The 25,838-nt window shown below is 35.1% G+C and carries 16 protein-coding genes and 1 pseudogene; 2 read left to right on the forward strand and 15 right to left on the reverse strand.

Translation table 11 applies throughout. The features are described 5' to 3' along the window. Positions 1-46 precede the first annotated feature (46 nt). A complete protein-coding gene (locus GMJ66_RS16115) occupies positions 47-970 on the reverse strand; it encodes an Rpn family recombination-promoting nuclease/putative transposase (RefSeq protein WP_156291345.1) in 924 nt (307 codons plus the stop codon). Positions 971-1,485: 515 nt separating this feature from the next. On the opposite strand from GMJ66_RS16115, the gene trpB reads away from it, so the two are divergent. After that, positions 1,486-2,652 (forward strand): tryptophan synthase subunit beta, encoded by a 1,167-nt coding sequence (gene trpB / locus GMJ66_RS16120; RefSeq protein WP_156291346.1) that lies wholly within the window; start codon positions 1,486-1,488, stop codon positions 2,650-2,652. A gap of 289 nt (positions 2,653-2,941) precedes the next feature. Here trpB and GMJ66_RS16125 read toward each other — a convergent pair whose 3' ends face one another. From GMJ66_RS16125 to GMJ66_RS16140, 4 genes are all read right to left on the reverse strand, one after another. Continuing rightward, the gene (locus GMJ66_RS16125; RefSeq protein ID WP_331279693.1) at positions 2,942-3,274 is read right to left on the reverse strand and encodes a winged helix-turn-helix transcriptional regulator; all 333 of its coding nucleotides are present in this window, start codon (positions 3,272-3,274) and stop codon (positions 2,942-2,944) included. Positions 3,275-3,574: 300 nt separating this feature from the next. Further along, the gene (locus GMJ66_RS16130; RefSeq protein WP_156291348.1) at positions 3,575-4,141 is read right to left on the reverse strand and encodes an NADPH-dependent FMN reductase; all 567 of its coding nucleotides are present in this window, start codon (positions 4,139-4,141) and stop codon (positions 3,575-3,577) included. A 14-nt stretch (positions 4,142-4,155) separates the two neighbouring features. Then, positions 4,156-5,211 carry an LLM class flavin-dependent oxidoreductase gene (locus GMJ66_RS16135; RefSeq protein WP_156291349.1) on the reverse strand — a complete coding sequence of 352 codons (1,056 nt, stop codon included), beginning with the start codon at positions 5,209-5,211 and terminating at the stop codon, positions 4,156-4,158. Between the two features lie 25 nt (positions 5,212-5,236). Further along, positions 5,237-6,295, reverse strand: a complete 1,059-nt coding sequence (locus GMJ66_RS16140) for an LLM class flavin-dependent oxidoreductase (RefSeq protein WP_156291350.1) — start codon at positions 6,293-6,295, stop codon at positions 5,237-5,239. A 119-nt stretch (positions 6,296-6,414) separates the two neighbouring features. Between GMJ66_RS16140 and GMJ66_RS16145 the strand changes: the two genes are divergently transcribed. After that, positions 6,415-6,753 (forward strand): winged helix-turn-helix transcriptional regulator, encoded by a 339-nt coding sequence (locus GMJ66_RS16145; protein WP_156291351.1) that lies wholly within the window; start codon positions 6,415-6,417, stop codon positions 6,751-6,753. 416 nt (positions 6,754-7,169) lie between these two features. Here the strand turns inward: GMJ66_RS16145 and GMJ66_RS16150 are convergent, their stop codons facing one another. The 10 genes and pseudogenes from GMJ66_RS16150 to GMJ66_RS16195 all read right to left on the reverse strand — a co-directional run bounded on the left by GMJ66_RS16150 (position 7,170) and on the right by GMJ66_RS16195 (position 25,800). Next, positions 7,170-9,635: a restriction endonuclease-like protein gene (locus GMJ66_RS16150; RefSeq protein ID WP_156291352.1), complete on the reverse strand. Its 2,466-nt coding sequence runs from the start codon at positions 9,633-9,635 to the stop codon at positions 7,170-7,172. Then, positions 9,607-11,308, reverse strand: a pseudogene (locus tag GMJ66_RS16155) (McrB family protein). The gene GMJ66_RS16150 and the pseudogene GMJ66_RS16155 overlap by 29 nt, the downstream one beginning before the upstream one ends. A gap of 591 nt (positions 11,309-11,899) precedes the next feature. Further along, positions 11,900-12,394 carry a hypothetical protein gene (locus GMJ66_RS16160; protein WP_231514963.1) on the reverse strand — a complete coding sequence of 165 codons (495 nt, stop codon included), beginning with the start codon at positions 12,392-12,394 and terminating at the stop codon, positions 11,900-11,902. A 449-nt stretch (positions 12,395-12,843) separates the two neighbouring features. Further along, positions 12,844-18,018, reverse strand: a complete 5,175-nt coding sequence (gene dptH, locus GMJ66_RS16165) for a DNA phosphorothioation-dependent restriction protein DptH (protein WP_156291353.1) — start codon at positions 18,016-18,018, stop codon at positions 12,844-12,846. Further along, positions 17,999-19,369 (reverse strand): DNA phosphorothioation-dependent restriction protein DptG, encoded by a 1,371-nt coding sequence (gene dptG, locus GMJ66_RS16170; protein ID WP_156291354.1) that lies wholly within the window; start codon positions 19,367-19,369, stop codon positions 17,999-18,001. The genes dptH and dptG overlap by 20 nt, the downstream gene beginning before the upstream one ends. A gap of 2 nt (positions 19,370-19,371) precedes the next feature. Next, a complete protein-coding gene (gene dptF, locus GMJ66_RS16175) occupies positions 19,372-21,765 on the reverse strand; it encodes a DNA phosphorothioation-dependent restriction protein DptF (protein WP_197046741.1) in 2,394 nt (797 codons plus the stop codon). A gap of 448 nt (positions 21,766-22,213) precedes the next feature. After that, on the reverse strand, positions 22,214-22,846 hold the full coding sequence (locus tag GMJ66_RS16180; RefSeq protein WP_197046742.1) for a 5-methylcytosine restriction system specificity protein McrC: 633 nt from the start codon (positions 22,844-22,846) through the stop codon (positions 22,214-22,216). After that, entirely contained in the window at positions 22,807-23,070 is a 264-nt protein-coding gene (locus tag GMJ66_RS20950; RefSeq protein ID WP_197046743.1) for a 5-methylcytosine restriction system specificity protein McrC, read from the reverse strand. The genes GMJ66_RS16180 and GMJ66_RS20950 overlap by 40 nt, the downstream gene beginning before the upstream one ends. Continuing rightward, on the reverse strand, positions 23,067-23,240 hold the full coding sequence (locus GMJ66_RS16190) for a hypothetical protein (RefSeq protein ID WP_156291358.1): 174 nt from the start codon (positions 23,238-23,240) through the stop codon (positions 23,067-23,069). The genes GMJ66_RS20950 and GMJ66_RS16190 overlap by 4 nt, the downstream gene beginning before the upstream one ends. Position 23,241: 1 nt before the next feature. Continuing rightward, positions 23,242-25,800: an AAA family ATPase gene (locus tag GMJ66_RS16195; RefSeq protein ID WP_156291359.1), complete on the reverse strand. Its 2,559-nt coding sequence runs from the start codon at positions 25,798-25,800 to the stop codon at positions 23,242-23,244. Between the last annotated feature and the right edge of the window lie 38 nt (positions 25,801-25,838).

The following is a 25,838-nucleotide window of genomic DNA, read 5'->3' on the forward strand; positions in this document are numbered from 1 at the left end:
TATATTAGAAGGCTTCTTTAGAATTTCTGTATATTGTTTATGAATTTTAGTTTTGTACCTCCTGTTGAAGTTCAATCACTCTTTCTTTTGAAAGTTCGGTTGTTTCTACGACAAAATCAATTTCTTCACCATTTGCTAAAAGACGTTTCGCAACTGCTTCCCTTGCCTTTTTATCTCCCTCTTCTCTCCCCTCCTTTATTCCTTTTTCCCTTCCTTCTCTCTCCGCTTCCTGTGCTCGAAGTTCCGCCTCGCGCTGAGCTGCTTCCTCATCCATAACACGTTTTAAACGTGATTCATAAGCCAGATATTGTTCCTGACTCATACTTAATTCCTCCCAATGTTGAAAAGCATCACGTAAGGATTTATCCTTCATGGATATTACCTCCAATTCTCTATAAATATCATGGTAAATTTTACTGTTTTTAGTATCAACCAAACCAAGCATTAATAGCCATCTTGCCAGAGTGTTATTCCATGGGTTCAGTCTATCCTCTTTCCAATCCTTAATTAGTTTGGGCATTTCTATGAAGTGAAATTCCATCACGTCTGTTAATTGGAACCTTTCCTCGTCTTCGTACAGGTGATATGTTGTATGAAATCGCTCAGTCTGCTGAAAAAGATTAAAATTAAGAATATTCACTGCGATAACCGGCCTTAATTGTTTATACGCCATGCTCCGCTTAAAAGGACCACGATATGCACCGGACCAGTAATATAAAGAACGTTTAATCATATCATACTGATTCGTAAACTGAATCTCTACATTAATCCATTCGTCATCAATCGTCACAACTAATAAATCCAGTCTTGATTGTTTATCATCCGCATATTCTCCACCAGATTCCGTGTTCGCAAAGGAAATATCTTTAATTTGCTTCCTTCCAGTTTTCCGTAAAATAGCGTTCAAAAACACAACGGTAATGTCTTTGTTTTTCTCATTTCCAAACAGCTGTTTAAAGGCATAATCAATTTCAGATCCATTAGTCTTTCCAGCGGTATTCGTTTAAGTAGCCTGGTTTTCCTATTTTCCTGTGATTCGTGGTTCGTATAATCTGTGGGCTCTTCTCTTACTGTATAAAGTGCAGTGGATTCGTGAGTATTTTCTCGAGGTAATTTAGTTAACAACATTTTAACACACATCCCTTATATTTTGTGAGGACTTACTGAGATGCGTTCCCTATATAAAATATATCAGAACCAAAAGGAGGAAACAAGTGTTCCCGTTAGATTGTTAGAAAAACTCGTATTTTGAACGTTTACTTTTCCTATGCTTAGGACATTAAAATTTTAGCTACGTCTTTTCTAAAATTTTATACTTTCCTGTTAACGTGCAATAAAGGGCGGTACTAGTACCTGTTCACTACCTATCCCAGTTTCGCGATAACTGAAATTTCCAAACACAAAATTCTTAAAACATATTAAATTCCTTACAATTTTCCTTTATAATATTAACATGACATTACTAGTTTAGGAGCTGAGTTTAGAATGAGTAAAGAAAGTGTAGCTGAGAAAGGTTATTTTGGAGAGTTTGGGGGAAGCTTTGTACCGGATGAATTGAAGGCAATTTTGAACCATATCGGTGAACAGTTTGATCAATACAAAGATGACCCGGAATTTCTGGAAGAATATCGTTACTATTTAAAAGAATATGTTGGTCGTGAGAATCCCCTTACATTCGCTAAGAACCTTACAGATAAAATAGGTGGAGCCAAAATTTACTTAAAGCGGGAAGATTTGAACCATACAGGGGCACATAAAATCAATAATGCCCTTGGACAAATACTTCTGGCTAAACGCATGGGTGCAAAACGAATTATTGCGGAAACTGGAGCAGGCCAGCATGGGGTGGCGACTGCAACAGCAGCGGCAATGGTCGGATTGCCTTGCACCATTTATATGGGAAAAGTCGATACCGAAAGACAGGCACTCAATGTATTTCGTATGGAACTTCTTGGTGCTGAAGTGGTAGCAGTGGATAAAGGCCGTGGCCGGTTAAAAGAGGCAGTGGATGAAGCGTTTGAAGATTTGGTTAAAAACCATCAAGATACATTTTATTTAATCGGTTCTGCCGTTGGACCGTACCCATATCCGGGGATCGTTAAATATTTCCAATCTGTGATTAGTGAGGAATCCAAACGACAAATTGTTGAAAAGGAAGGAAAACTGCCAACCGCTATTGTTGCTTGTGCAGGTGGTGGAAGTAATGCAATTGGGGCATTCGCTAATTACTTGGAAGACAAAGAAGTTCGCCTTATTGGAGTGGAACCAGCAGAGGCTCCAAGCATCTCAGAAGGAGTTCCGGCTGTTTTTCATGGATACAAATCACTCACCTTATTCGATGAGAATGGTGAACTGAAACCTACCAATTCCATCGCAGCAGGCCTCGACTACCAAGGGGTTGGACCAGAGCATAGTTACTTGCATTCCACCGGTAGAGGCGAGTATGTCACAGCAACCGGTCAGGATGCATTAGCAGCATTCCAGGAATTATCGAAAGTGGAAGGAATCATTCCAGCATTGGAAAGCTCCCATGCTGTTGCCCATGCTATGAAACTGGCAAAAGAGCTTAATAAAGATGACGTCATTATCGTGAACCTTTCCGGCAGAGGAGATAAGGATGTTAATCAGGTCTACGAGATGTTGAATAAGTAAGGTGTTTGGAGCAGGGATATGATGTCCTAACGGTTTTCAGTTTTGGGAGAGAAAAATGCTAATAGCAATATAAATAACAAGCAAAAACGCTCAGATTAAATCTGAGCGTTTTTTAACGTGATTATTTACTGTTCTTCTTATTTAACTTTATGAACTTATAAATTTAGCTAGTAACTCCTTAACTTCTTGTAGAGATACCTCTTGTGTAACTATTTCATAGGATCTATCTGGCATAAAAAATCGATTTCGATATTTATGTTATAAAAAGAAGCCTTTCTGTCACTAAAACCTAATGATTATTTATATCACTACATGAATTTCCCCACCTTCCAGACCAATTGTCGATCTCTATAAGAATAGATTTTAACGAGTAGCCTGTATCTGTCAATGAATACATTATCCGTACAGGAAATTCTGGGATTATTTCTCGATTAACAATTCCCTGTTTCTCTAGCTCTTTTAATTTATCCGACAACACTCTCCCACTAATGCCCAATGAATTTACAATAGTGCTGAAACGTTTAGGTCCATACATTAAAAAGCAAATTATCTGCACATTCCATCTTGTAGTAAGTAAATCGATGATATTAAATTGATTATACCTCAACTCAATCTCTTGCATTGACATTCACTCCTATTAACATTAGAAAAGCTCAAGCGCCCTTTTAACGACGTACGGAGGTGAGGGAAGTCCGCTAGTCACTGGGCGATGGAGCTAGACACCAAAGCGCAAATTTATCTTTCTTATACTTGGTACATTTAAATTTTAACTACGTCGAATCCTCTTCGTGCTAAAATTTTATACTTTCCTAACGTGGAATCAAAAAGCGGCAGGGCTTCCTTCATAGATAAGCCCTGCTACTTATATTAATATTTATATTACAGTAATGAAGTTTTTGAACGATTTTATTGAATACTTTAATTAAAAGCCATATTCCGCTTCTTTAGCACGACGAATTTCTTGATAAGTTTCCGTTAATACAACTGTATCCTCTACTAGTCGATCAATACGGAAATGCACGTCATCATTTGTAATTTCTTTTCGATAGAAGTCTTGTTCTTCTATAAATACATACGTCTGTACAACCTGTGCTTTCATGTAGGACAGGATAGGTTTTAATTGTTGTTCGGCAATTAAATAATGCTTCGGAGAACCGGCAGTAACAATCATCGAAACTACTTTATCGACGAATGCTTTTTCTGGAAGCAAATCAAAAACGTTCTTTAATGTAGCTGGGATAGATGCTTGAAATATAGGTGTACCAATAATGATTGCATCTGCATCCATGATTGTTTTTATGACAAATGCTGTATCTCCCTCATATTCCAAATAATTTCGCCCATCACTAAACTGAACATCGTAATCAGCTAAATCGATTAAAGAGACCTCTACTTCCGGGTACTTTTCTGCAATAGAGGTTTGGGTGTAATTTATTGCAGTCCTTGTTTTTGTACCAACATTTGACCCTGATAATAATACAATCTTCATATTCTCAACTCCTACTACTTTCTAGTATATTTTTTAATTGCCGGTAGGATTTCCGTTCCGATTAGATCAATATTTTTCTTTAGGTTCTCAAACGATACACCACCGAAATCCATTTGAGCAATATATCGTTGATGGCCAAACACTTCATACTGATATAAAATCTTTTCAATGATTTGCTGTGGACTACCGATATTCATAACATTTCTAGTATCTGCTCCTTGAGCGAACTGTTGTTTTGGATACCCCCGACCATTTATTAACTGCATTCCCTGATTAATATGAGGATATGCTTCTTGTAATGCCTGTTGTGTAGTTTCTGCCGTATAGAAGAATCCCGCAGTCGCAATTGGGAGTTTAGCTGGATTATAGCCTGCTCGCCTTGCAGCCTCACGATATGCCTCTACCGATATCTTAAAACTCTGAGCTGGTCCTCCTAAGTTAGCTAGGAACATAGGAACCCCCGCATATCCTGCCTTGATTGCACTTGCAGGCGGTCCACCTACTGCACGCCATATTGGTAGAGAACCATTCTTGGGACGAGGGATTACCTTAGCATCTCTTAATGGCTTACGGAATTCCCCTTCCCAGTTTACAACTTCTTCTTTATTAATCTTCAATAATAATTCAAATTTTTCTTCAAATAATTCTTCATAGTCTCGAAGATCATAACCTAAAAGATCAAATAGACCTACCCTTGATGCACGACCAGCAATAATTTCTGTACGACCTTTTGAAATTAAATCTATTGTAGCGAAATCCTCATAGACGCGAACAGGATCAGATGTGCTAATTATAGTGGAAGAACTTGCAATTTTTATCTTTTCTGTAGCCTGAGCAATGGCAGCAAGAACTACAGAATGTGCCTGTGTTGTAAAGTAATCTTGATGGCTTTCCCCTACACTGAAGAAATCAATCCCAGCTTGCTCAGCTAATTTTGCCAACTCAATAATCTCGTGAATTCGTTGTTGTGCCGAAATGCGTTTTCCTGTGTGTGGATCTGGGATATGATCCCCTAATGTATAAATTCCAAATTCTAATCCTTTACTTGGATCAATGCGATAGTTTTCCATAAAACATTACTCCCTTTTTAAATATTTAGTTAGTTTTGGTAGCTTTTCTTATAGTTGGTACTACATCAGTTGCAAATAGCTCTATCATCTCTTGGATCTTGTTAAATGGCATACTTCCATGGTCTATTTGTACGATAAATCGTTGATGGCCAAATAGTTCATACTGATATAGAATCTTTTCGATAATTTGTTGTGGGCTTCCCACCATAATGGCGTTTTTCTCACTCTTTGCTTCCATGTATCTGTCCTTTGGAAATGGTGTTCCACGTAATTGTTTGAATGTATTATTCAAGTATGGATAATACTCTTTTACTGCAGTTTGAGAATCCTTGTCCAAATACATCATGGTTGCCAGTGCCACTGGTAGTTTTTCCACATCATGACCTGATTCAGTTGCATGACGCCTGTATGCATCAACCGTATGTTTAAATACACTTGATGCTCCATATAAAGCAGCTAAGTGGATTGGCATTCCGACTATCCCCGCTCTAATTGCACTAAAAGGTTTTCCTCCCACCGCCCGCCAAATAGGTAACTTTCCTGTTAGTGGCTTTGGGAAAATTTCTGCTTCCTTTAAAGGCGGTCGAAATTTACCACTCCATGTAATTTGTCGTTCATGATTTAACTTCAGTAGAAGATCAATTTTTTCTTCAAATAATTCTTCAAAGTCTTGCATATCATAACCAAATAGCTCATACACACCATAGCGTGAACCTCGTCCAGCAACAATTTCCGCACGACCATCGGATAATAAATCCAATGTGGAAAAATCCTCGAATACGCGTACGGGATCATCTGCACTTAATACAGTTGAAGAGCTAATTAGTTTTATTTTTTCAGTCGCTGAAGCAATGGCAGCAAGGATTGTAGGAGTTGATGAAGCGATGAAATGCTTCTGATGACTCTCACCAACACCATAAACATCAAATCCAGCATCTTCCGCAAGTTTTGCCATGGTAACCATTTCTCTCATCCGACTGTGTTCACTCTGAATTTCTCCAGTTTTTGGATTAGAGACGTGGTCACCAAGTGTATATAATCCAATTTCCATCCCCCTTGTTGGGTTGATACGAAATTCATTCATATTTACTTTCTCCTTTCATTTATCCCTCCACAATGCTATTATAGGACATATAAATTAAGATAATAAGTACGCACTTTAAAGTGGTATAGTACACAAAATGATACTATGGAGGAGATAAAATGGAAAAGATACCAGAATATTGTAAAGTAGAGGATGCCTTAGGAATATTAGTGGGGAAATGGAAGCCAATTATATTATTGCATTTACTACAAAAAGGTACTCTGCGCTTTAATGAGTTAAGGCGCATAATGCCTGAAATCACACAAAAGATGTTAACTAAGCAATTAAGGGAACTAGAGGATGAAGATATTATTGATCGAGTTGTATACCCTCAAGTTCCTCCTAAAGTAGAGTACTCTATCACCAAATATGGACAAACATTAGAACCAATTTTAGAAGCAATGCATGAATGGGGAATGAATCATACCATGCATAAAATGAAGCAAAAAAATATGTGAAAAAGCTAAGGCTGACTACCTTCTTGTTTAATTATTGCTACCCAGTTAGCTCAATAAGAACTCCATATATAAACAAGCTAATTCCACAAATCAGAATTAGCTTGTCCCTTTTATCTCTTACAATTCAAATTCTTTAATAACAGCTTTTCTTTTACTTCATTTCGTTTAATGTATCCGACTTCCCGTCACTATTGTTGTTCGATTTGTGGTTCAACTTACCGGCCACAGTCTTATTGTCACTCGTGTTACCCTCCAATTTCAAACCCACCTTTTGGTTCACGTTTTCGTTGGAACACCCTTCCTTTCTGTTTGCTTAATCTCTTCTTCACTTTTATCAACATCAGTCAGTTAAATCTTTTTATACTTTTTATAAAAAGCCTCCAGAATTAAATTCCAGAGGCTTTAATAAATAACTATCATTCCATCATCCCAATCAGCACCCGAAACACACCAGCTGGATTTCGCTCCAATTCTTCAGCAGAAACAGCCTCTTTATAACCGTCTTTAACAAAAACAACAGAATTCTCCACCTTATTCATTTTCACAGTTATATCTTTTATCCGATATTCCTTAACTTTAGAAGCCTGATCCATATTAAAATCATCCAAATTCAATTTGATGCGATCAGATACCCTCCGCAGCATTCTCCAAATAGTCTTTTCCTCAATAGATTTCATAAACAATTCTGGAAGCTCGGCTGCTTCTTTTAAGTTATCCAAAGTTGTAAGAATATAGCTGGAGATTCCATACCGAACAGGTTTAATCGCTTGAGGCAGATTGACCCAATACCCCACTTCAAATCTCACAAAATCATCTTGAACCCCAACATCTTGAACTTCCCCATAAACTAAAACACCGTGCTGAGACATAACACCGCTCTTCACATACAGAGCAATGTACCTCGCTCCCTGCCAGCCCTTCCTTAATTTCTCTGCCGGTAAAGTATAATATCCTTTCCTTACGAACTGGTCATAATCTTCCTTACTTGAAACAAGTCCAACAAGAACAATATCAGCCAGACTCGATTTCCATTCTTCCAGAGTCCCACGCGGCAGGATTCCTTCCTTCTGAATTTCCTCTGGGCTTTTATCAATCAACCTATTTACAAATCGTTCGACTAAAGTAGTTGCATTAGGTAGGAATGGAAGACCACCAATATTTACTTTATCAATACTTGCATAAAAATGATGGTTTTGATACGTCTGTTCATCAAACCATGGAAATAATACGTAGGCACCAAAAGCGGTTCGTTCATATGGACCGTCGTTGGCCGCTACGATCGAATCCCTATAGCGATGCATCGTATTGATATCATCCTCCATCGGGCCCGGATTTACGTAATGGTTTTTATAGTAACTGTCCTCCTGTGCATAATCAATCCTGTATTTTGCATCAAAAATATAGTTATATGTGTAATCATTCCCCTTTTTTTCGATGGTTAGCATCGTATCAGGTTTCTGGGGAACAGTTGGCAGCTTCCCTTCCCTTTTCTGGTAGGTTAAGATAATTTCCTCTTTTGTAACAGGATGCTGGTAAATCCTCTTTGCTGTTTTATTTGCTTCCAGGTTAACATACAGGCCTTCCCTATTCACTTGCACAATATCCTGACTCATCAGCTTATAGTTTCGATCAAGAATTTGCCCGAGTTTAAGGAATGTCCAATATTCATATAAAGTGGCAACATCCTTTACCGACATTTGATAAAGCTTACCCTGTAGCGCCAATCCTTTCGAAACCGTTAAGAAAATCTGAAAAGCATCTCGATAGCCTGGAGCCATCTGCATTACAAGACTCATCACCGAACGATCCAACTTTCCGACATTAGTCCAAAAAGAATGCTTTAACCGAGCTTCAAGCTGCTTGATCATTTTTTCTATCTTCTCTATTAAATCACGATCCGGATCTTGTGGATATCGTTTATTTTGCTGCAAAATGGACTGCAGTAAATCCTTGAGCTTATGGATTAACCGTTCGATCATCCATTTCACATACCGATTTTCAACCGTATCAAAGGTTAATTCCTTCTTACTCCTTAATCCTTCTGTTGGCATGATCTGTTTCTTTCCAAAAGAAATCCCGTTATTCACTTCCACAAACAGACTCGGACGTTTCCGTAAATAGGACCGACTTCTGGAATCCAACTTTCTCAGCTGATCCCCTCTTGCTTTTTCATGCACGTTAAACAATTGATGATGAGGCTGCTGCTCAATTCGAGTGATGGACTGCAAAAACTTTTTAAAATGATAACTCATTAAACGGTAAAATTCTGTCCTTGATGGATTTCCTTCCAGTTTCAGGCCTGCTTTTAGATATGTTTTACGAATAAAGTGATATGCCAAATTGTAAATTTCATCATTCACTTCTTCCAAAAGTTTTTTATAATCATTTTTATAATCGAGCTTGGATGGGAAAATTTCCAGCGTAACCTCAAGAAGCGATTTGTTCCTGTTTCGAATCTCAAATGTTGTTAAACCAACTTCATTTTGAAATTGGAGATTTCCTGAGAGTACTTTTTTATCACCAAAATCCATAACATTAACAGCATTTCTCAGGAGCGGATGCTCATGATAAAAGGTCAATTCTTCTTCGCTTTTCGGCATGACCATCAAGGAATAAATACCATTTTCAAAAAAAACAGGCCGAAGATTTGTCGGTTCAACAAGCTCTCGTTCACCAATGTCATAAACCTTCAATTCCTGGATATCCACACCTTCAACTGAAAATTCCATAACATCATGGAAGTCCATCATTCGGTACTGGTTTAACCCTTCATATCGCTCATGATAAGGCTTCCCTTTCAGAATAAGTGACAAATCTGCTGTTTCAATTTTTACTAATTCCACGTCCGCATTATTACGATATCCAGAAGGAAGTGAAGCCATCCTCTCTTAACCTCCTATGCATCTCAACGACCTTTTCAGCACTCCTAGGGTAGATGGCACTGTTCAGATCCAATTCCAGCATATCCAGATCTTCTTCAAACTGTTTATTGGTAAACAATTGATATAGATTTCGAAGTAGCTGATCAACCCGTACATCACTGCCTGAAATTCTTGGCAATATCTTTTGCAAAATACAATGATCCATTGCTTCTTCAAATCGAAACAAATCTTGTTCATTATTATAGGCCATGTAAAAGCAAATTTCGTCCCGAACACGATAGCCCACATGTGCGTTAGCCAGTTGCAAGGCCCCATTTATTTTAACTAACTCATTTGTTACCCGCTCCACAAGTTCACTATTCTCCTGATATAGATCTTTCAAGTGCAGATAGGTCGACGCGAAGGTGTTATGACCGACACTTACTGGATGAACACCATCCTGTTCATTAAGAAAAGCTAGATTACTAAGATCCACGCGATTAAACTCGATTGTATTTGCCCGGTCAAGCACCTTTTTACTAAACGGATGTGTTGTCTCATCCATGTTTACTGTTCCGATAACATAAAGATTATTAGGAAAGTATCAGGTCTTCACCTGCTACCTCCTCTGTTAGCAGCTTAGAAGAAACAACTTTCCCGTTCTGCCATTTCCGGCTTTCCATGACAGATAAGATATCACTAAAGTAATACTCCACTCTCGCCAGGTTCATCTCATCCAATAGGACAAAGTAAGGAAGGTCCGGATTGCCCACCGCTCTTTTTATCACCTTTGTCAGCGGTCCCATTTTAAAATCTCCCTTAATGTCAACATATCCTAGTAAATCCGATCCATCATTCCAGTCAGGCCGAATTGGAATCAGCTCAAATTGCCCATTTTCTTCCGTAGCCCCAACACTTTCTGCAAACCATTGAATTATTTTTGTTTTTCCTGTACCAGAAATGCCAGAGAGAATAACGAATGGTTTCGTCTTAAGTGCTAAAAAAAGGTTGATAATCTCTTCTTTTGGATAATAAAAGCCTTTTGATTTTATGTATGAATCAATATGATTAATAACATCTTTACTTGATAAATAATCTTGTGAAGGATTGTGTACTTCAGGGTTTTCATGTTTTGGTTCATATGCTGACATTTTTGTTTTAACCTCCGGAGCAAACCTTTGTCTAAATTGCTGGAATAGTTTATTTGCAAATTCCCCAGATAACTGAAAAAAGTATCCTTGCTTTAAATTTCCATTTACATCAAATGGACCACCTTCCTCCAACCTCCACACTTCAGGAATTTCCTCTTTACGTATAACAGGCTCTAACTCAAAATATGTTACTTCAAGAAGATACCCATCCCGCTGCCAATCATGGTTAGCGATTGCTGATGGTTTTGGAGATTCAACCGCCGTATGCTTCACGATCCCTACCGATTTAAGCTGTGTAGAAGAGTAACAAAATACAACATCGCCAACATTTGCTTCCAGTAATCTAACATGATGGTTGATCGATCTTCCCTGCTTAGACTGTTGAGGAGCCCAAAGAAATCCTCCATCTTTTTCCTGTCTATATGTTTGTCCTTGGTTCACCCACCAAAAGGAAGGTTTAGAAACCGGGTTTCCTTTTGGCTGAAACTCCACCTTATATACATAAGGTTTATCCGTTTGGTAGAAATCGATGTACTCTGCCATATCATCTGGAGTATAGACGGGCTTCTTTGTTTTTTCTTGGCGATTTTCGGTTAAGTATTGATATGTTGTTGAAAAGGTTTCTTTTAGTAGATCTTTTAAAGCAGTATTCTCATCATAGCGAATTTGTAGTGATCCACTATTGTTTTCTTTCCTAGGTACATAAAATAATTTTGCTTGAAATGTTTTATCTTCAATGATTAAGTCTACATCGACCCTTTCACCAATTGTTAAAGAATGGTTGTTATTTGCTTTCTCAAAATCCTCGTAAAACTCCTTTGGAATGGTGGTTCCGTGTTGAAATATGGACCAATCTACTTTTTTTCTACCAATTAAGTTATTTAAATAGGAATCCTTGTACCAACTGCGCACTTGTTTTTTCAAATTATTTCACCACTGATTTAATATTTTATAGTATTATATTAGGCCAAATGTTTATTGAATTTCATAATGTAAATTCACTTATTATCATTATTTACAGTTTATTTGTACATAAAAGCACTTGAGCTACAGTATTATTAATATAAATAGATTTTTAGATGAAGATAATAGATGATTGTCACCTTTGTTTTTCTATCTTCTGTATATGAAACACTAATATGCTTGTATACCAAATTTCAGCAACTTCTTTGGTAAAATATCATCTAAGTTTTGAATATCAGCATCCTGTAATTCGATTAAGTTAAATCCATACTTCTCATAAATTTTCAGCTTATCTAGTTTTCTTTGTGAATATTTTGGATCATTTTCTAATCCCCAGTATTCTATGTAAACCTTCCCTACAGGTAAATAAAAATCAGAATAAACATCTTCTTCAATCGGTAGCTTTCGCTCATATGCGTGAGCAATCTCTGACATATACAACCAATTATCTATTAACATTTCTGCTCTTGATCGCACATAATGTCCGTCCGCAGCTCTATGAGTTGCAACAAATTTTTCTCTAAATCCTAGCGAATCTTCTTCATTAGTGCTTTCTGACTTAGTTTCCACACCATTGATCTCATTAACAGTTTCTATTAGCCTTTTATTTTGTAAAATGCTCTCAGGCCAATTATCATACGGTACTCCAGTTTTATCGTATTCCAATTGCCTTCCACCAACACTTAATCCTTATTTAGTAACTGTCCAACCCTTTACTGCTTTTTGGATGAAGCCTAACTCAGATAATATTGGATTCATTTTAAACCTGGATTTTATGAACTCGAAGAAAATAGATTTTACCTTCTTTCCGTTCTCTTTTTTCTTATAATCATTTCGAAACACATCCTAGTTTATGAAGTTTTATGTCATTAGCAATAATCATATTATCCCATATCTTAACAAATTCAGGGGCAATATTCCTAAATTTCATTAAATATTTTCAATCTTCATCACTGCAATGTAATATGACCACCAATAGAGATAATTACAGATTATCAAAAGAACCTGTCTCAACAATTTACTAATGATAATAAAAGATCAAGTACTCAAATATGAGTACTTGAAAAATATTGACTTATAAAAAATATTTATCCTTTATATTGGTTCACATGGTTCTATTCCTCTAACAACCGAATCCGTTCACTCAATGAAGTAATATTAACTACAACGGGTTCACCTTGTGTAAGTTTTCCGTCTCTTCCAATAGTAGGACCATAGGAAATACATTGGCCTTTATTAAGTCCTACTAATTTCTTTTCCCACTCTTTCTTCGAGGCTTGGTCATGGGATAGATTTCCAGCAATGGAATTCACTTCATTCTCTGGTGGTAAGAAATAAACCTTCTGGCTGGAGTTTTGCAATCGGGCAATTTCATCGGTGGATAGTAGACCCTTAAGGAACTGTGTCGCATACCAACCTGACCAGCCAAATTTCCTTCCTTCTGTTAATATTTTAGCACTCGGTGACTTGTCACTATGGTCTAAGTTTTGAGCTTCGTCTAAAATTACAGGTAATGGAATACTTTGGTCTCCGTGCTGGAGTTTGTAATACCATAAATCCCACAGAATAAATTCAGTAATTACTTTTTGGATGTCTGTGGCAAACCCCGTAAGCTGAATAATGAATACTTTTCCTTTCCCTTTATCTAATTCCCCCCAGTTAAATTCTGCACGAGAATTATCAAAGGGATCTTTATCAATCATTGGATTTAATTGGGACAAAGCTGTTTTTGCTGGACCAGAAGTGTCTTCTGCCAATTCACTACGCAACATCTCCATGTTCATTCCATCACCGTATTTACGCAACCCATTCATAATTGCTTGATAAATTGCATTAAGCTGTTGAATTCCTAAATCTTTATAAATGGCTGCAAACACACTTTTCATTCGATCTGCTACATCCGAAAAATCTTCTTGTATATATTCGCCCTCATCCAATTCTTTTTGATTTAGCTTGAATGGATTAATTGGAAATTTATCCCTTGCAACAAGAATTTGCTCTAACCTATCTCCTAGATAATCTTTAAATTCTGGCTCCAATTTAGACTTTTTAAATCCACCAGTATAATCAAAAATTATACTTGATACATCATTTGTTGCTAGTTCCATTAATAGACATTGAATAAAATACGTCTTCCCTTGTCCAGACTTACCGGATATTAATATATGACGATTTGCTAGTTCTTGGTTGCCATATTCCCAATAAATTTTATGGGTTGAACCTTGCACACTTCCAAGTAATACCCGGACGTCCTTTACATCTTTCTTCTTAGACACCTTTATTTCAGGAGAAACATTTGGCTTCTTGCCCTCTTCAGGTGCATCTACTAACTTTTCACCTTGATTATCGTTACTTGTTTGACCATATTTCTCTTTTTCTTCAGCTACTTTCAGGGAGTCATCCAATCTTTCGCCATTACTTTGGTAACTATTTTCCAATAGAATAGATGTATTTATATCCGTTTTCCCTTTATGAATACGTGTACGAATTGTTTCAATTTCCTCAATCACACCGGAATAAGCATCCTCTTCGGATAATTCTAAAATTAGAGTATCATTCTCGATTACAGCAGATCTCCATGTTGCCTCTTTTTTAAAGGACAGTATCATGCCCTTACCAATATATGGGCGGAAATGGTAGCCAATTTGGTAATCATCATTCAGTAACTTTGCTTTCACTTTATCAATTACATCAAAAGATTTTTCTGGCCACAATTGATTGGCGATAAACTTTTGAGCATTTGCTAAAAACATTTGAACAAAAAAGTTACGGAAGAACTTATTTTTAAATTTAATATTTCCATCTTCATCTTCTATTCTTAATTGTTCATCCAATAGCTTCCTCGTTGTTGTAATTTGATCTTTTGCTTTTCCTATGGTTGAAACAGAGTTTAATCCAACCTTTACTTCAACTGGATAGAAATGAAGAAAGACTTCTTTATCCTCTATTAACTCCATTCCTACAAGTAAGAGATCATCACTTGTTGAGCCTTTAACCCCTAGGTTTTTCGCAGAGAAAATACCTTCACTCTTGGTTAGTTTGACTACACCTGCAACTCTTAAAATTTCTTCCAACGAAATAGGTATCCACACAATATTGTCCATATCTAAGAAACTTAACGTGTACTTAATTGCAGAAATAATGCTTAACTTTTCCCTCGAAAATTGCCCCTTACTGCCAATAATACGAAGTAACCATTCACCGTTAATCGCATTAAATGCACGTATTGCAGAGTTGATCTTCTCGTCATCAGCACTAATATATTCTTCCTCCAAATACTGCTTAATTACATGACGATACTGTGATGATTTATCGGTAACGGTTATGGCATCAAACTGACTAGAGGATGTGTACTGATCACTATAATGTATAATTAATAAATTACGTTCAGATCGTTGGAAGAAATCTAAACCAACATTTGGATCGATAAACGTTACCCAGTAAGAAGAATCATATAGTGAGTTCAATAGTTCTTCTTTTAAGGAACTTGTTCTTGTTACAATCGATTCGTTTTTCCGATATGGATTACTTCCTTCATTTTGAAGATTACCTGCTAACTCATTTAGTAAAGATGATGTTTCAATTAATGAATCATGGTTATTTAATACATTTTTTTTACCAAATCCTGTTCGATAATCCTGTCTTCCAGTTACGGATGTAACCGAAGACAATAACCCATTAAGTGACAAACCTGTTTCCATTTCTTCCATATTGTCTTTGGCATGACTATCTTGAGAGGCCATCTTATAAAACGATATATGGGCATAATTGTATTCACCATTATCGATAATTTTATAATAACGTATATTTTCCCGAATTATTCGGAGCATATCACTCGGGTCAAGCACCTTCGAATCGAGTGATATATCTAATTTCTCTTCAATAAGATCAATATCGTCGTAAATTGAAAATGTTTCAAACGAACTTAAAATATCTGTATCCTGATATAACGCGACCTCTAATGGGAGGACATGGTTCGGACCATATTTTTCAATTCTTTCTTTTACAAAGTTAAATAATCCCTTTAAAACCTCTAGGTCATTGGTAATATTAATAACGTTAATTTTCAAAGGAGAATTAGCACCCTCTAAAAATAAATATTGAAAATGATCAACAAATTGATGTAATTTCTCCTCTACCACATTTGCTAAGTATGCATTCGATTCGCCTACAGTGACTTGTTTCATCGGTTGGTATAAAATCCATTCACTAGCATCGTATTGTACAACCGGACGATAGAGCATATCATTTTCTCCATAAATAAATGGCAGTAAATTATTCGGACGCAAACGATCTAAAATATGTTGTTCAATATATTCAGTGCTTAATTGATTATAAATTGCTAACTGATAAGCAACATTTAATGGATGTAATGGTGTTAGATAGATTCGTTTTTTTTCTTTTATCATTCCTAGCTTTAATAAATTCTTCTGTTGTTCGGTGATAATTACATTTTCTTCAATAGAACGAATCGATTCATTAAAAACATTAACATATGATTGGGCTAATGTTCGCAATTTCTCATCCATGTATGCCAAACTAGGCAATAAGTTATTGCTTTGATAATATTCTACTAATTGTTGATAACTTTCTTTAAGAGGTTCAGGAAGTTCTAGATGTTTGGCTTCAATTCCTGATGCCGTCTTATTTGCATAGAACATGTTTTCCGTAATCCACTTTTCTTCTGCTAATAAATAATACTTAAATTCTTCTCGTGGATAATATTCCTGTGTACCAATTTGAAGTTTCCCATTGTCATAAAGAAAGTGCCCTTGCTTCTCTCTTTTAAGTTTCCAAATTTGTTTACCTACTACCGGAGTACTCTTAGATATTTGATCTTTGATTTTGAAAGGCAATGTAAACTCAGCCGTTTTCAGCTGAAAGAGTAAAGATTCATCTGACCATGCAGGAGATGCAGTTGATATTTCTATACCTTCCTTTTCCGAAGATACATCAACTGTTTCATCTTGTTCTTCAATATAACACTCATCTACTTGTTGCTTTTCCGGGCCAATGTAAATGTTATCTCCATCATTATGAATAACAATTCTTCTTTCATTTTCTTTTATTTCATATTGTGTTTGAATGGATTTGAGAAATTCAGGAGAACACTCTACAATGGCTATATTAAATTCAAATGTGGATTTCGTTTCATTATTATGTTTATACACGACTTTATAAAAAGTTGTCTCTCCTGGAGAATGCTCCAATTTAATTTTTAACTTTTTATTTGATGTAGAAGCTATATCTTTACTCTTTTTATGAATAAATTCCTTTCTTAAACGCTCATCAAATTCAAATGTAATATTTATTTCACCTTTTTTATCTGCATTAAAGATGATAATATGACGTTTTCTTTCTCCTGCTTTTGTTTCACGAAACGGTTTCTCCCAATAAATTAAGCCTTCTTCTGTTTTCTTACTGTTTGATTCTAGGTATTCTAATGACTTTTTACTTTGCACAATTAGTTTTTCATTTGAATCTTTAACAAAAGAATAATCCACATCTTTCCAGTCATCTTTCTTAAGTCGTGTTACACCCTTATCATCAAATGACTTTTCTAGCTGTTGATCTAAATTTTCATATTCATGAATATGTTGAACCTTCTCAAAAAAAACATGATTTTCTTCTAATCGTTTTCGCATTTGTGATGGTGTATATTGTTCTAGCTGATCATCATAGAATAAACCTAGAGCTGGATAATCATATTTATTAATCGTCCCTTGAGATAAAAGAGCTAATACTTCTGCAAAATCAGATAGAGAAGGTTGTAAAATCATGTTCTCTAATTTTTTCCGTAAATAGAAATTAGCTACTTCCTTTTCTTTTTTCGTTAAATCAGATTGTTCGATTTCTTGCTTCAGTGTTTTCGTAATAGACTTAACATGTAAGGGCATTCCTTCTTTTTGTAGGTCACTACTTCCACCTCTGATACTATCCAGTGTTTCGTGACAAATGCTAAGTAACGCCGTATTTTCCAGTTTTCCTGTCTGTTCTCCAACCTTATTTCGAAGTGTTACAAGAAAATCAGGTGTCACATTATCTACGGTTGCTGCTACAACAACCTTTATATCCCCTACAACCAAACAAAAGGTATAATATGGTGATCCTTGTTCATGTTGATATTCAAATTCCTCAGCATTTGGTTGCTGTTTTAATGCTTGATAAAATTCGTCTACCTGACTTTCATCATCAAATTGGAGATAGAAACGTTCTCCACCAGCCAATGATTGTTCTTTAAAAAATGTTGTTAGCTTTTCAGACAGATAGTTATAAAATTGGTTTAACATATTGTGCATCCCCACTATCACTCTTTTTATCCAAAATATTTAATTTATCGTATAGTTGAACAACCGCTTCTTGTGAATGGCGATCAAAAAAGATACCACGTCGTTCAAACTCCTTAAAAACGTCCTTTAATGATTTTCGTTTATCTTTCACACTAATCGTCGTTAATAGTAAGAGAAAATCCTGGGATATATTTAACATATATCCAAGCACTCCTCTAGTTTTCAGAAAATACCTTTTCCCTATTTCCTCAATAGATAAGGAATAACGGCTTTTCGTTTCTAATGTAATTCCTTCATTTATGCTTTGATATAGTTTCATTACTAAATTATCATAACTATTATCATTCAAATCTAATTCAGGTAAAGAAGTGTGGTAACGATATTCCTCTATCCACTTCCTTAATACTTGTACCAAGTCCCGTTGCTCTTCCACCGTTAATTTTTCATATTGTTGCTTTAGATCCGAATAACCACTAGCATGTGTTGTACCGAACAAGAAATTCAAATGTTCCAAGCAATTGACATGCACTAACAAATGTCTTCCTGATTCTTTAATCCTTTGATAACCACGTTCGTATCCAATTCTACTCTTACTAGAAGCTTCCCAGTCCAATGTATAAACTACTTCATTAATCGTATCCCAGGTCCCTTTTTGGAACTGGTTTAGCTTTAACGTTACCTGTGTAATATAAAAGAAATAATAATACGCCAAGAATAAATGAATATTTTCAATAAAGTATTCCCTATGATTCATCAAATACAATAAATCCTCTTTAAAAACATCTGATATCATTGGAATTAAGTTATGGTAGCGATTCTCACGCTCTGAATTTTCCAGGTGGTCTAATTGATCTAGAATTAGTTTAGCTACAAGATGATCTGCTTCCGTTTTTGCAAAGAAGTTTCTAACATTATCATCTTTTCCTAATAAGACGTCCCTAATAAACAAAGCTATATTTGCTTCCCCTTTGGCTTCTTTACCTGACGTCATTGGAGTATACTGAAAAATATGTGGATGAAATACCTTCATAGATTTTAAGTCATCAGAAAGAAACATATGAACCAACCGAACAAAATAGGGCATATCCTCTTCTTTAGGATTTACTTTATTTGTAATCTTTTCGATAACCGAATCCATTGTAACGTCTGCATTAATTTTATTATCGCTAATAGTCCTTGCAAATTCACCAGTAACCCCGTTGAATCCTTGTGCAAATTTAGCACGTTCTGGATTACGAGTAGGAAATGGCAATATTGGACTTTTTTTATTTATCGTATGCTTTAATCCCTGCTTATCCTTTTTAATAGATAATGATTTACGCAACTCGTTTAAATGTTCTGTATAACTCATAATTACTCCCTTTTAAATGAAAATTCATCAAAATCTTCATCGTACTCTAGTTTAAAAAGAATATCGTCCGAACTATCATAAACAGCAAGCTCATCTTCCTTCTTGCCTATCCTCATTAATTTATCGACAAATTCCAAAAATTGAATAGCATCCTCTTTATCCTTCTTATTAGGTCTGTATCCCTGTAAAACCTTTAAAATCGTTTCATAAAGTGGATAATCAATTTCTAGTAATGCATGCTTTGTTTTATTATTGTCCTGAAATCCTACTATTATTGTGTTTTTAAAGCGGTTAAAAATTTCCTCATCCCGTTTAATTAAATTCTTCGTGTACGGTTTTAATTCTAAGTATTGTGCGATATTCATGGCACTTAACGATTCGTCAATGTAAATATATGAAGAACTATGTTTTGGTCCACCTTTCCAGGCAAATACAGCGTTCTCTGTTTCCTGATAAAGGTCTTTTAAACCAGCAGGTATACCGACATTATATGCATACAAATAGCTCATAAACTTTTCATACGTTTCATCTTCATAAACTTTTTTTAAATTACTTCCTAAGAAATAGCCAAAACGAATTAACGAGGCATTTAACACTTGGCGTGTCGGAATGGTTAATTCATAAAAAGCCCCTAAATCAGATAACTGATCAATCCAAACTTCTAATCCATCTAATTGTAAATATTTTTGAAATACTTTAGAAATATCATTAGAATTATTAAGCTCAATTAAAATTTGATCAATTTTTCCTGAACGAATATGGATGGGGTCAAGTTGTGACATAACTTTTAATAACGACGATCGATCCATACTACTAAACAATATATTGGGTAACAAAACTTGTGTATCTTCAATAACGGATGTCGATGTTAAATGTTCCTCTATGTTAGCAGGGACAAGGATATCATGAATAAAGTTTAAAAGTGCACGAGTTGAAATAATGTATTTGTGTTTTACATTTGCCTGGATTAAGAGCTGTGATATTTTTTCCCGTACTGATTCTGATTGCAAGAAACGGTAATTTACCATAAACGGACTTTCCACTTTCTCTTTTAAATCACGTTGATATGCTACGTAAAAAGGGTTAGTCGTATCAGGATGTACAATTTTCTCTAACAACCGAGTAAAGTAATCCGACTGTGGCCCCTCTTTTGTTAACTGGTATGGATGATAATCAGAAAAGCTAATCAAGTTAAAATGAGACTCATGGAAATTATCCGATACATAGTCTGTCTCAAACACTTTGGACTTCTCAATAAAAGCAGCTAATTTTGTATAGCTTTCTTTTACGTAATCTGATTCTAAAAAATTATGTAAAACCCCAAGATTTATAGCTAAAATAAGCTTCTCATTTGATTTTTCAATTTGATCATCAGAAAAATTTCGTAATCTTTCCGCTAATGTATCTAATGAATTTTTTTGGGGATCAAAACTTTCTGTCGCATCGTTATGAACTGTAAACTTTTCCATTAAGTCTGGAAATGTTTCATTCATATAGGCAATTAAATGGGACTTACCGTCACCCACACTTCCGCAAAGAAAAATTAATTGACTATCATTTTTATTTTCAGTTTGCATTAAGGTGTCTATTAAGTCTTGCTGAATAGGACGATCAACGTGTAAGTATTTTTTAAAAGAACTAAACGCATCAGAACCTTCTACCGCTTCCTGAGAAGATTCTTTTAATTTTGATAGCTCATATAAAAGTGAACTCCCATACAATTGCTTTCCTGAAGTATTTAAAAGATTATCCATTTCTATAGATTCTTTATCATCCTCTTCATCATCAACTGCTTTATCTTCTTGTAATTGCGAAATTTCTTTCTCTTGTTTTTTCGTATCTTCATGAATGTCTTCTTCTACGCTCTCTTCATTTGTTTCTTGTTTTTTGTCACTTTTAAGTATGCTAGCAAGCTGTTTGGATAATGTTGATTCTATTAGTTCACTAATTTTACTTGAATCTATACCTTCATTCTTTTGTATTTTAGGATGACTATAGCTAGGTACTGTAAAATCATGGCTCCCATAAACTTCTCTAAACCAAACAGAAATTTTAAATAAATTCTTATGTATCTTTAAAGCTAACTCAAGGTCTCCCTGTGCACTTGAATGTGCAGCACGGTTCCCTGTAGTTCGAATGGTATCGAAGGAACGAGCAACTTCTTTAATAAAAACCCCTTCTCTATCAAGTTGTGAAACACGATCTACTTGCTTTAAGTATTTTAATTCATGAAGATCTTCATACTCAGCTACAGTTTTCGACATATGTTCCGCAAATAAACGGCTCTTAATTAAAACACCATGTGGATCTTCATAAAATATCTTTTCGATACTGCGTCCAATTTGTACGAGCTCTGCATCTAGTTCTTGTAAAAAGTCAAATGTAGAATCTGACATATCTTTCTCACCTCTGTGTGTGGTTGATGTATTTATCTTCATATATTTCCGAAAACCACATATTTCTTCATATAATTACAATTATAACAAAAGACCTACTATAAGCATAAAGGTACATTTTGACATTGTAGAATATTGTCGTTTCTTCACTTGTTGTATTTGATAATTCTATATCATGACAAAAAATTAATTCATAATAACCAATTACTAACCATTAATTTCTAATCGCTGCCACTCTATGAACTATATGCATACTTTACTTCTCCACTTATTTGTATAGTTTAAAAATAAACAACAAAAAGAGACCCCACAAAAAAGGATAGCCTCTAATATAATTAAACTATTTCCTGTTCATTTATCTCTTTCATCTCATCCATATAAAAACCAGTGCTCATTTGTAACCATAAAAATAAACACAAGCCTTAAATTTTTGTTCTTAAAGGTTTCATTACCTTTCAATTAACCTCTTCAACCGATTATATATCTCCCCCCAAGCATCACCTAAATTTAAACTAACCACCTCTATTGAAACACGCCCATTCCATTGATACGTTTCATTCACGAGATACCCATTATACGGATATATTAATATTCCTCTTATACTTAAATCTTCTGGCTGATGCATCAAATACGTAAACAATTGGTACAGGTTATGACTATGGAATGATTGATTGCCAAAATGCTCTTGAAACATGTTTTTATAAAATTTCGCATCGATAATAATCTTCTCTTGTTTATTTTTATGCAACATAGAAACATCCGTCTGCATAGTTGGAAGGAAAGAAGAATTTCCTTCCAACTTCCAATGCAGCCTTTCCGACCATACTCTATGTTGCTTTTGTTCCATTTGATAAAAGCGCAACAGAAATTTCTCAAAGATACTATTCAATGCACTATCTTCTAATTCTACAGAAAATAGACTCCATTTCCCATGTTTATGTGATAACAATTTCAACTCATGAAATAACCTAGCTAAATGAATCATAGACTTGTAATGGATATTTAAACGGTTAAATGTCAAGCGAATAAACATTTCTCTCGTTAAACTAATTGAGGACACTCCGGGAAGTTGATCCCACAATAATAGCTTTCCTTTCTTATTTTTTCATGAACAAAACGATTTTGATAAATATATTCCAACGTTGCCTTAATAATCTGATTTAATAAAATATCACTGGAATATTCGTCCTTCTCGCAAACAACAACAGGCTTTTTCTCCATAATCAGTGGCATCGATTCATTCATTAGCAACCTTCCACTTAAACGATTGGTCTGCTCCACATGACTAATGTAATTTTTTATCAACCTCTTCTCAACAATTTCTGTGTTTCTTCGTTAAATCGTTTTGCGAGAAAATCAAAAGTAATGATATCTTCATCTATATCCGTAAATTGCTTCACTAATTCTGGCATATCGTTGGTATAACTAAGCATACAGAATAGATTACGTATAGGAACCTTAAATGTTGTCTCCATCTTATATCCCCTCAAGCAAATCAGTTACCTCTTCAGGTCGATCAAAGAAATATTCCTCTAAAAGTGGCTTAATTTCATACTCAATAATTGCTTCGTACCATGCATTCTCATCCACTTCATCTGGAATAGTAGTAAAAAAGGAGTGACCGATTTCATAATCTCTTCCAAGCTGGAAATCATCGCGAATTTTGTTATTGATTTTTTCAATTGAATTTAAAATACGAGATATAATTGCTTGAGATACTCTCTTATCCATCATAAAACGTTCCCATTTTTGATTAAATAACGGCTCAGGTGTCATAAAAGCAAATCGTCTTCGTAATGCAACTTCAATCTGTGCTAAAGAACGATCGGCAGTATTCATTGTTCCAATGATATAAACATTACTTGGAATTGTAAACTTTTCCTTCGAATATCCCATCGTAACATATTCTTCACGTTTATCACGTTCAATCAACATGAACAATTCACCGAATATCTTAGACAGATTCCCACGATTAATTTCATCTATAATAAAATAAAAATCTTCACCTGGATTTTCCTCTGCACGCTTACAGAACTCATAAAAAACACCATACTGTAAAGCAAAACCACCGTCTTCATTCGGACGAAATCCCATTACGAAATCCTCATAGGAATAAGATTGATGGAATTGTACAATTTCCACTCTTGATTCATCCTTTCTTCCCATTAAAGAAAATACCAATTGCTTGGAAACAAATGTTTTCCCTACCCCGGGAGGCCCCTGAAGAATGATGTTTTTCTTGTATTTCAGCAAGTTGACCATTTGATTATATTGATCTTCTCCCATAAATACTTCATTTAGGAAATCTTGTTTTGTATAAGGATCTATACGTGCACTTTCATCTTCATGGTTCTCATAATTTAATGCAACTGCTTCCTTTAAATTTTCTTTCAATTTCCATTTAAAATTTGAACCAATAGATTCGCCATTAAATAATAAATGCCAGTATTGGTTTTCACCAGTATCTCGTCGCTGTGGAATAGGAACCCCAGTTTCATTTTGAATACGCTTTGCTAGGTTAACAACAGGTGAATTAAATGACGAAGGATGTTTACCTAATCGTTGAGCTAATTGAGTAGCTGTTGCTTCTCCACCTAGCTCATGCATCGCAAATAAATATTCGAGATCATTCTCTTTAACAATATCTTTATTTTGTAGTAGTTCATTCCATTGATTAACACTAAACAAGTCTTGACCATTGAATGGATCTATCTCATCATTCAAGTACAACAAATTAGAAACTGCTACAAACTTCTCCCAAAAATCTTCATAAATAAAGTTGTCTATATCTTCACAAACAGTAAGATTTGACTGATTCCCTCTTTGTGCATGGTCAAATCCATAGCCCAGTCCATAACGTATCCCTGCTTCCGAAATACTCACAAATAACTGAGGAGCACTTCTATGAGAACCATATTTCTTTTCAAAAACCGCTAGCCAGCATTCGGATCCTCCAAAATTCTGATTCCAGCTAAATCCATTCAGCACTTTATCTTCCACAAATTCAAATTCACTGAGCTCATCAAAATTCCGAATGCTCTCATGGATTTTACTCAATTCTTCATGCACTTTAAATTTTCTAAAGTGATAAAAAAGCTGAAACATGATAGTAAAATTATTCCAAGACTTTAGGATGTTCGTTTCATACTTATTATTGACTTCTTCCTTAATTTCCTCCAAATCATCTATGGTAACCGAGATTCCTTGTATTATCTTATCAATTAATTTAAATCTTATAAGGTTTACTTTTTCTGAGTTACGATATATATCTCGAATTACCTCTAATGTCTTACGGTCATAATGTTTAATAGTTTCTAGGAGTAATGCGGGATTTTCCTTAAAATTATATAATTGCTTTGCCATTTCATAAATAAATTCTACACCGCTCTCAACAATTATTTTATTATACGTTGTGCTGCAGTAGAAATAGTCTTGAATATCAAGCATATTTATTTCTCTATGCTCCTCACTTAAATGGGTTAATGCAATTTCACAAATTGTCATATAATCCGCATAATTTTGTCCAACTGAACCTAGTTTATTATCGATTCCATATGATTTTTTAATACTCTTGAATATCTCTTCCTTATATATTGGATATTTTGAAGCATCGTAGGCTGCAAATATATAGCCAAATAATGGTGCACCTAAGGATATTTTAGGATTAAACTTTTTTCCAGCCTCTCTAAATGATTCAATTCTATCTGTTAACGAAATATTGAAATCAAATAACTTATTCCATAATTCTCCTACTAATTCTGGTTCTGCCTCTGCAAATTTCACCAAATGATCAATATTGCTCCAATGCACAAAACTACCACTAGTAGGGTTGGACTTTTGTAGTTTCAAGGCAATTTCCAGAACCGATTCTGCAGTAATCTCCTGATTTTGCATCCATACATTTAGTTCGGATAATATTTCAAATTTGTATTTTTCCTCATAAGAAGGTGTTTTCTTGAACTCTAAGTACCGTTTGAATGCAATATCTATGTAATTACTTTGGAGCATTTTGGTTTTTATTTCTTCAATTTTCATAGAATCATCCTTTTCGATAATTTTGACAACGCTTCACT

This window comes from Oceanobacillus salinisoli (assembly GCF_009733865.1).
GTDB classification, from domain to species: domain Bacteria; phylum Bacillota; class Bacilli; order Bacillales; family Amphibacillaceae; genus Oceanobacillus; species Oceanobacillus salinisoli.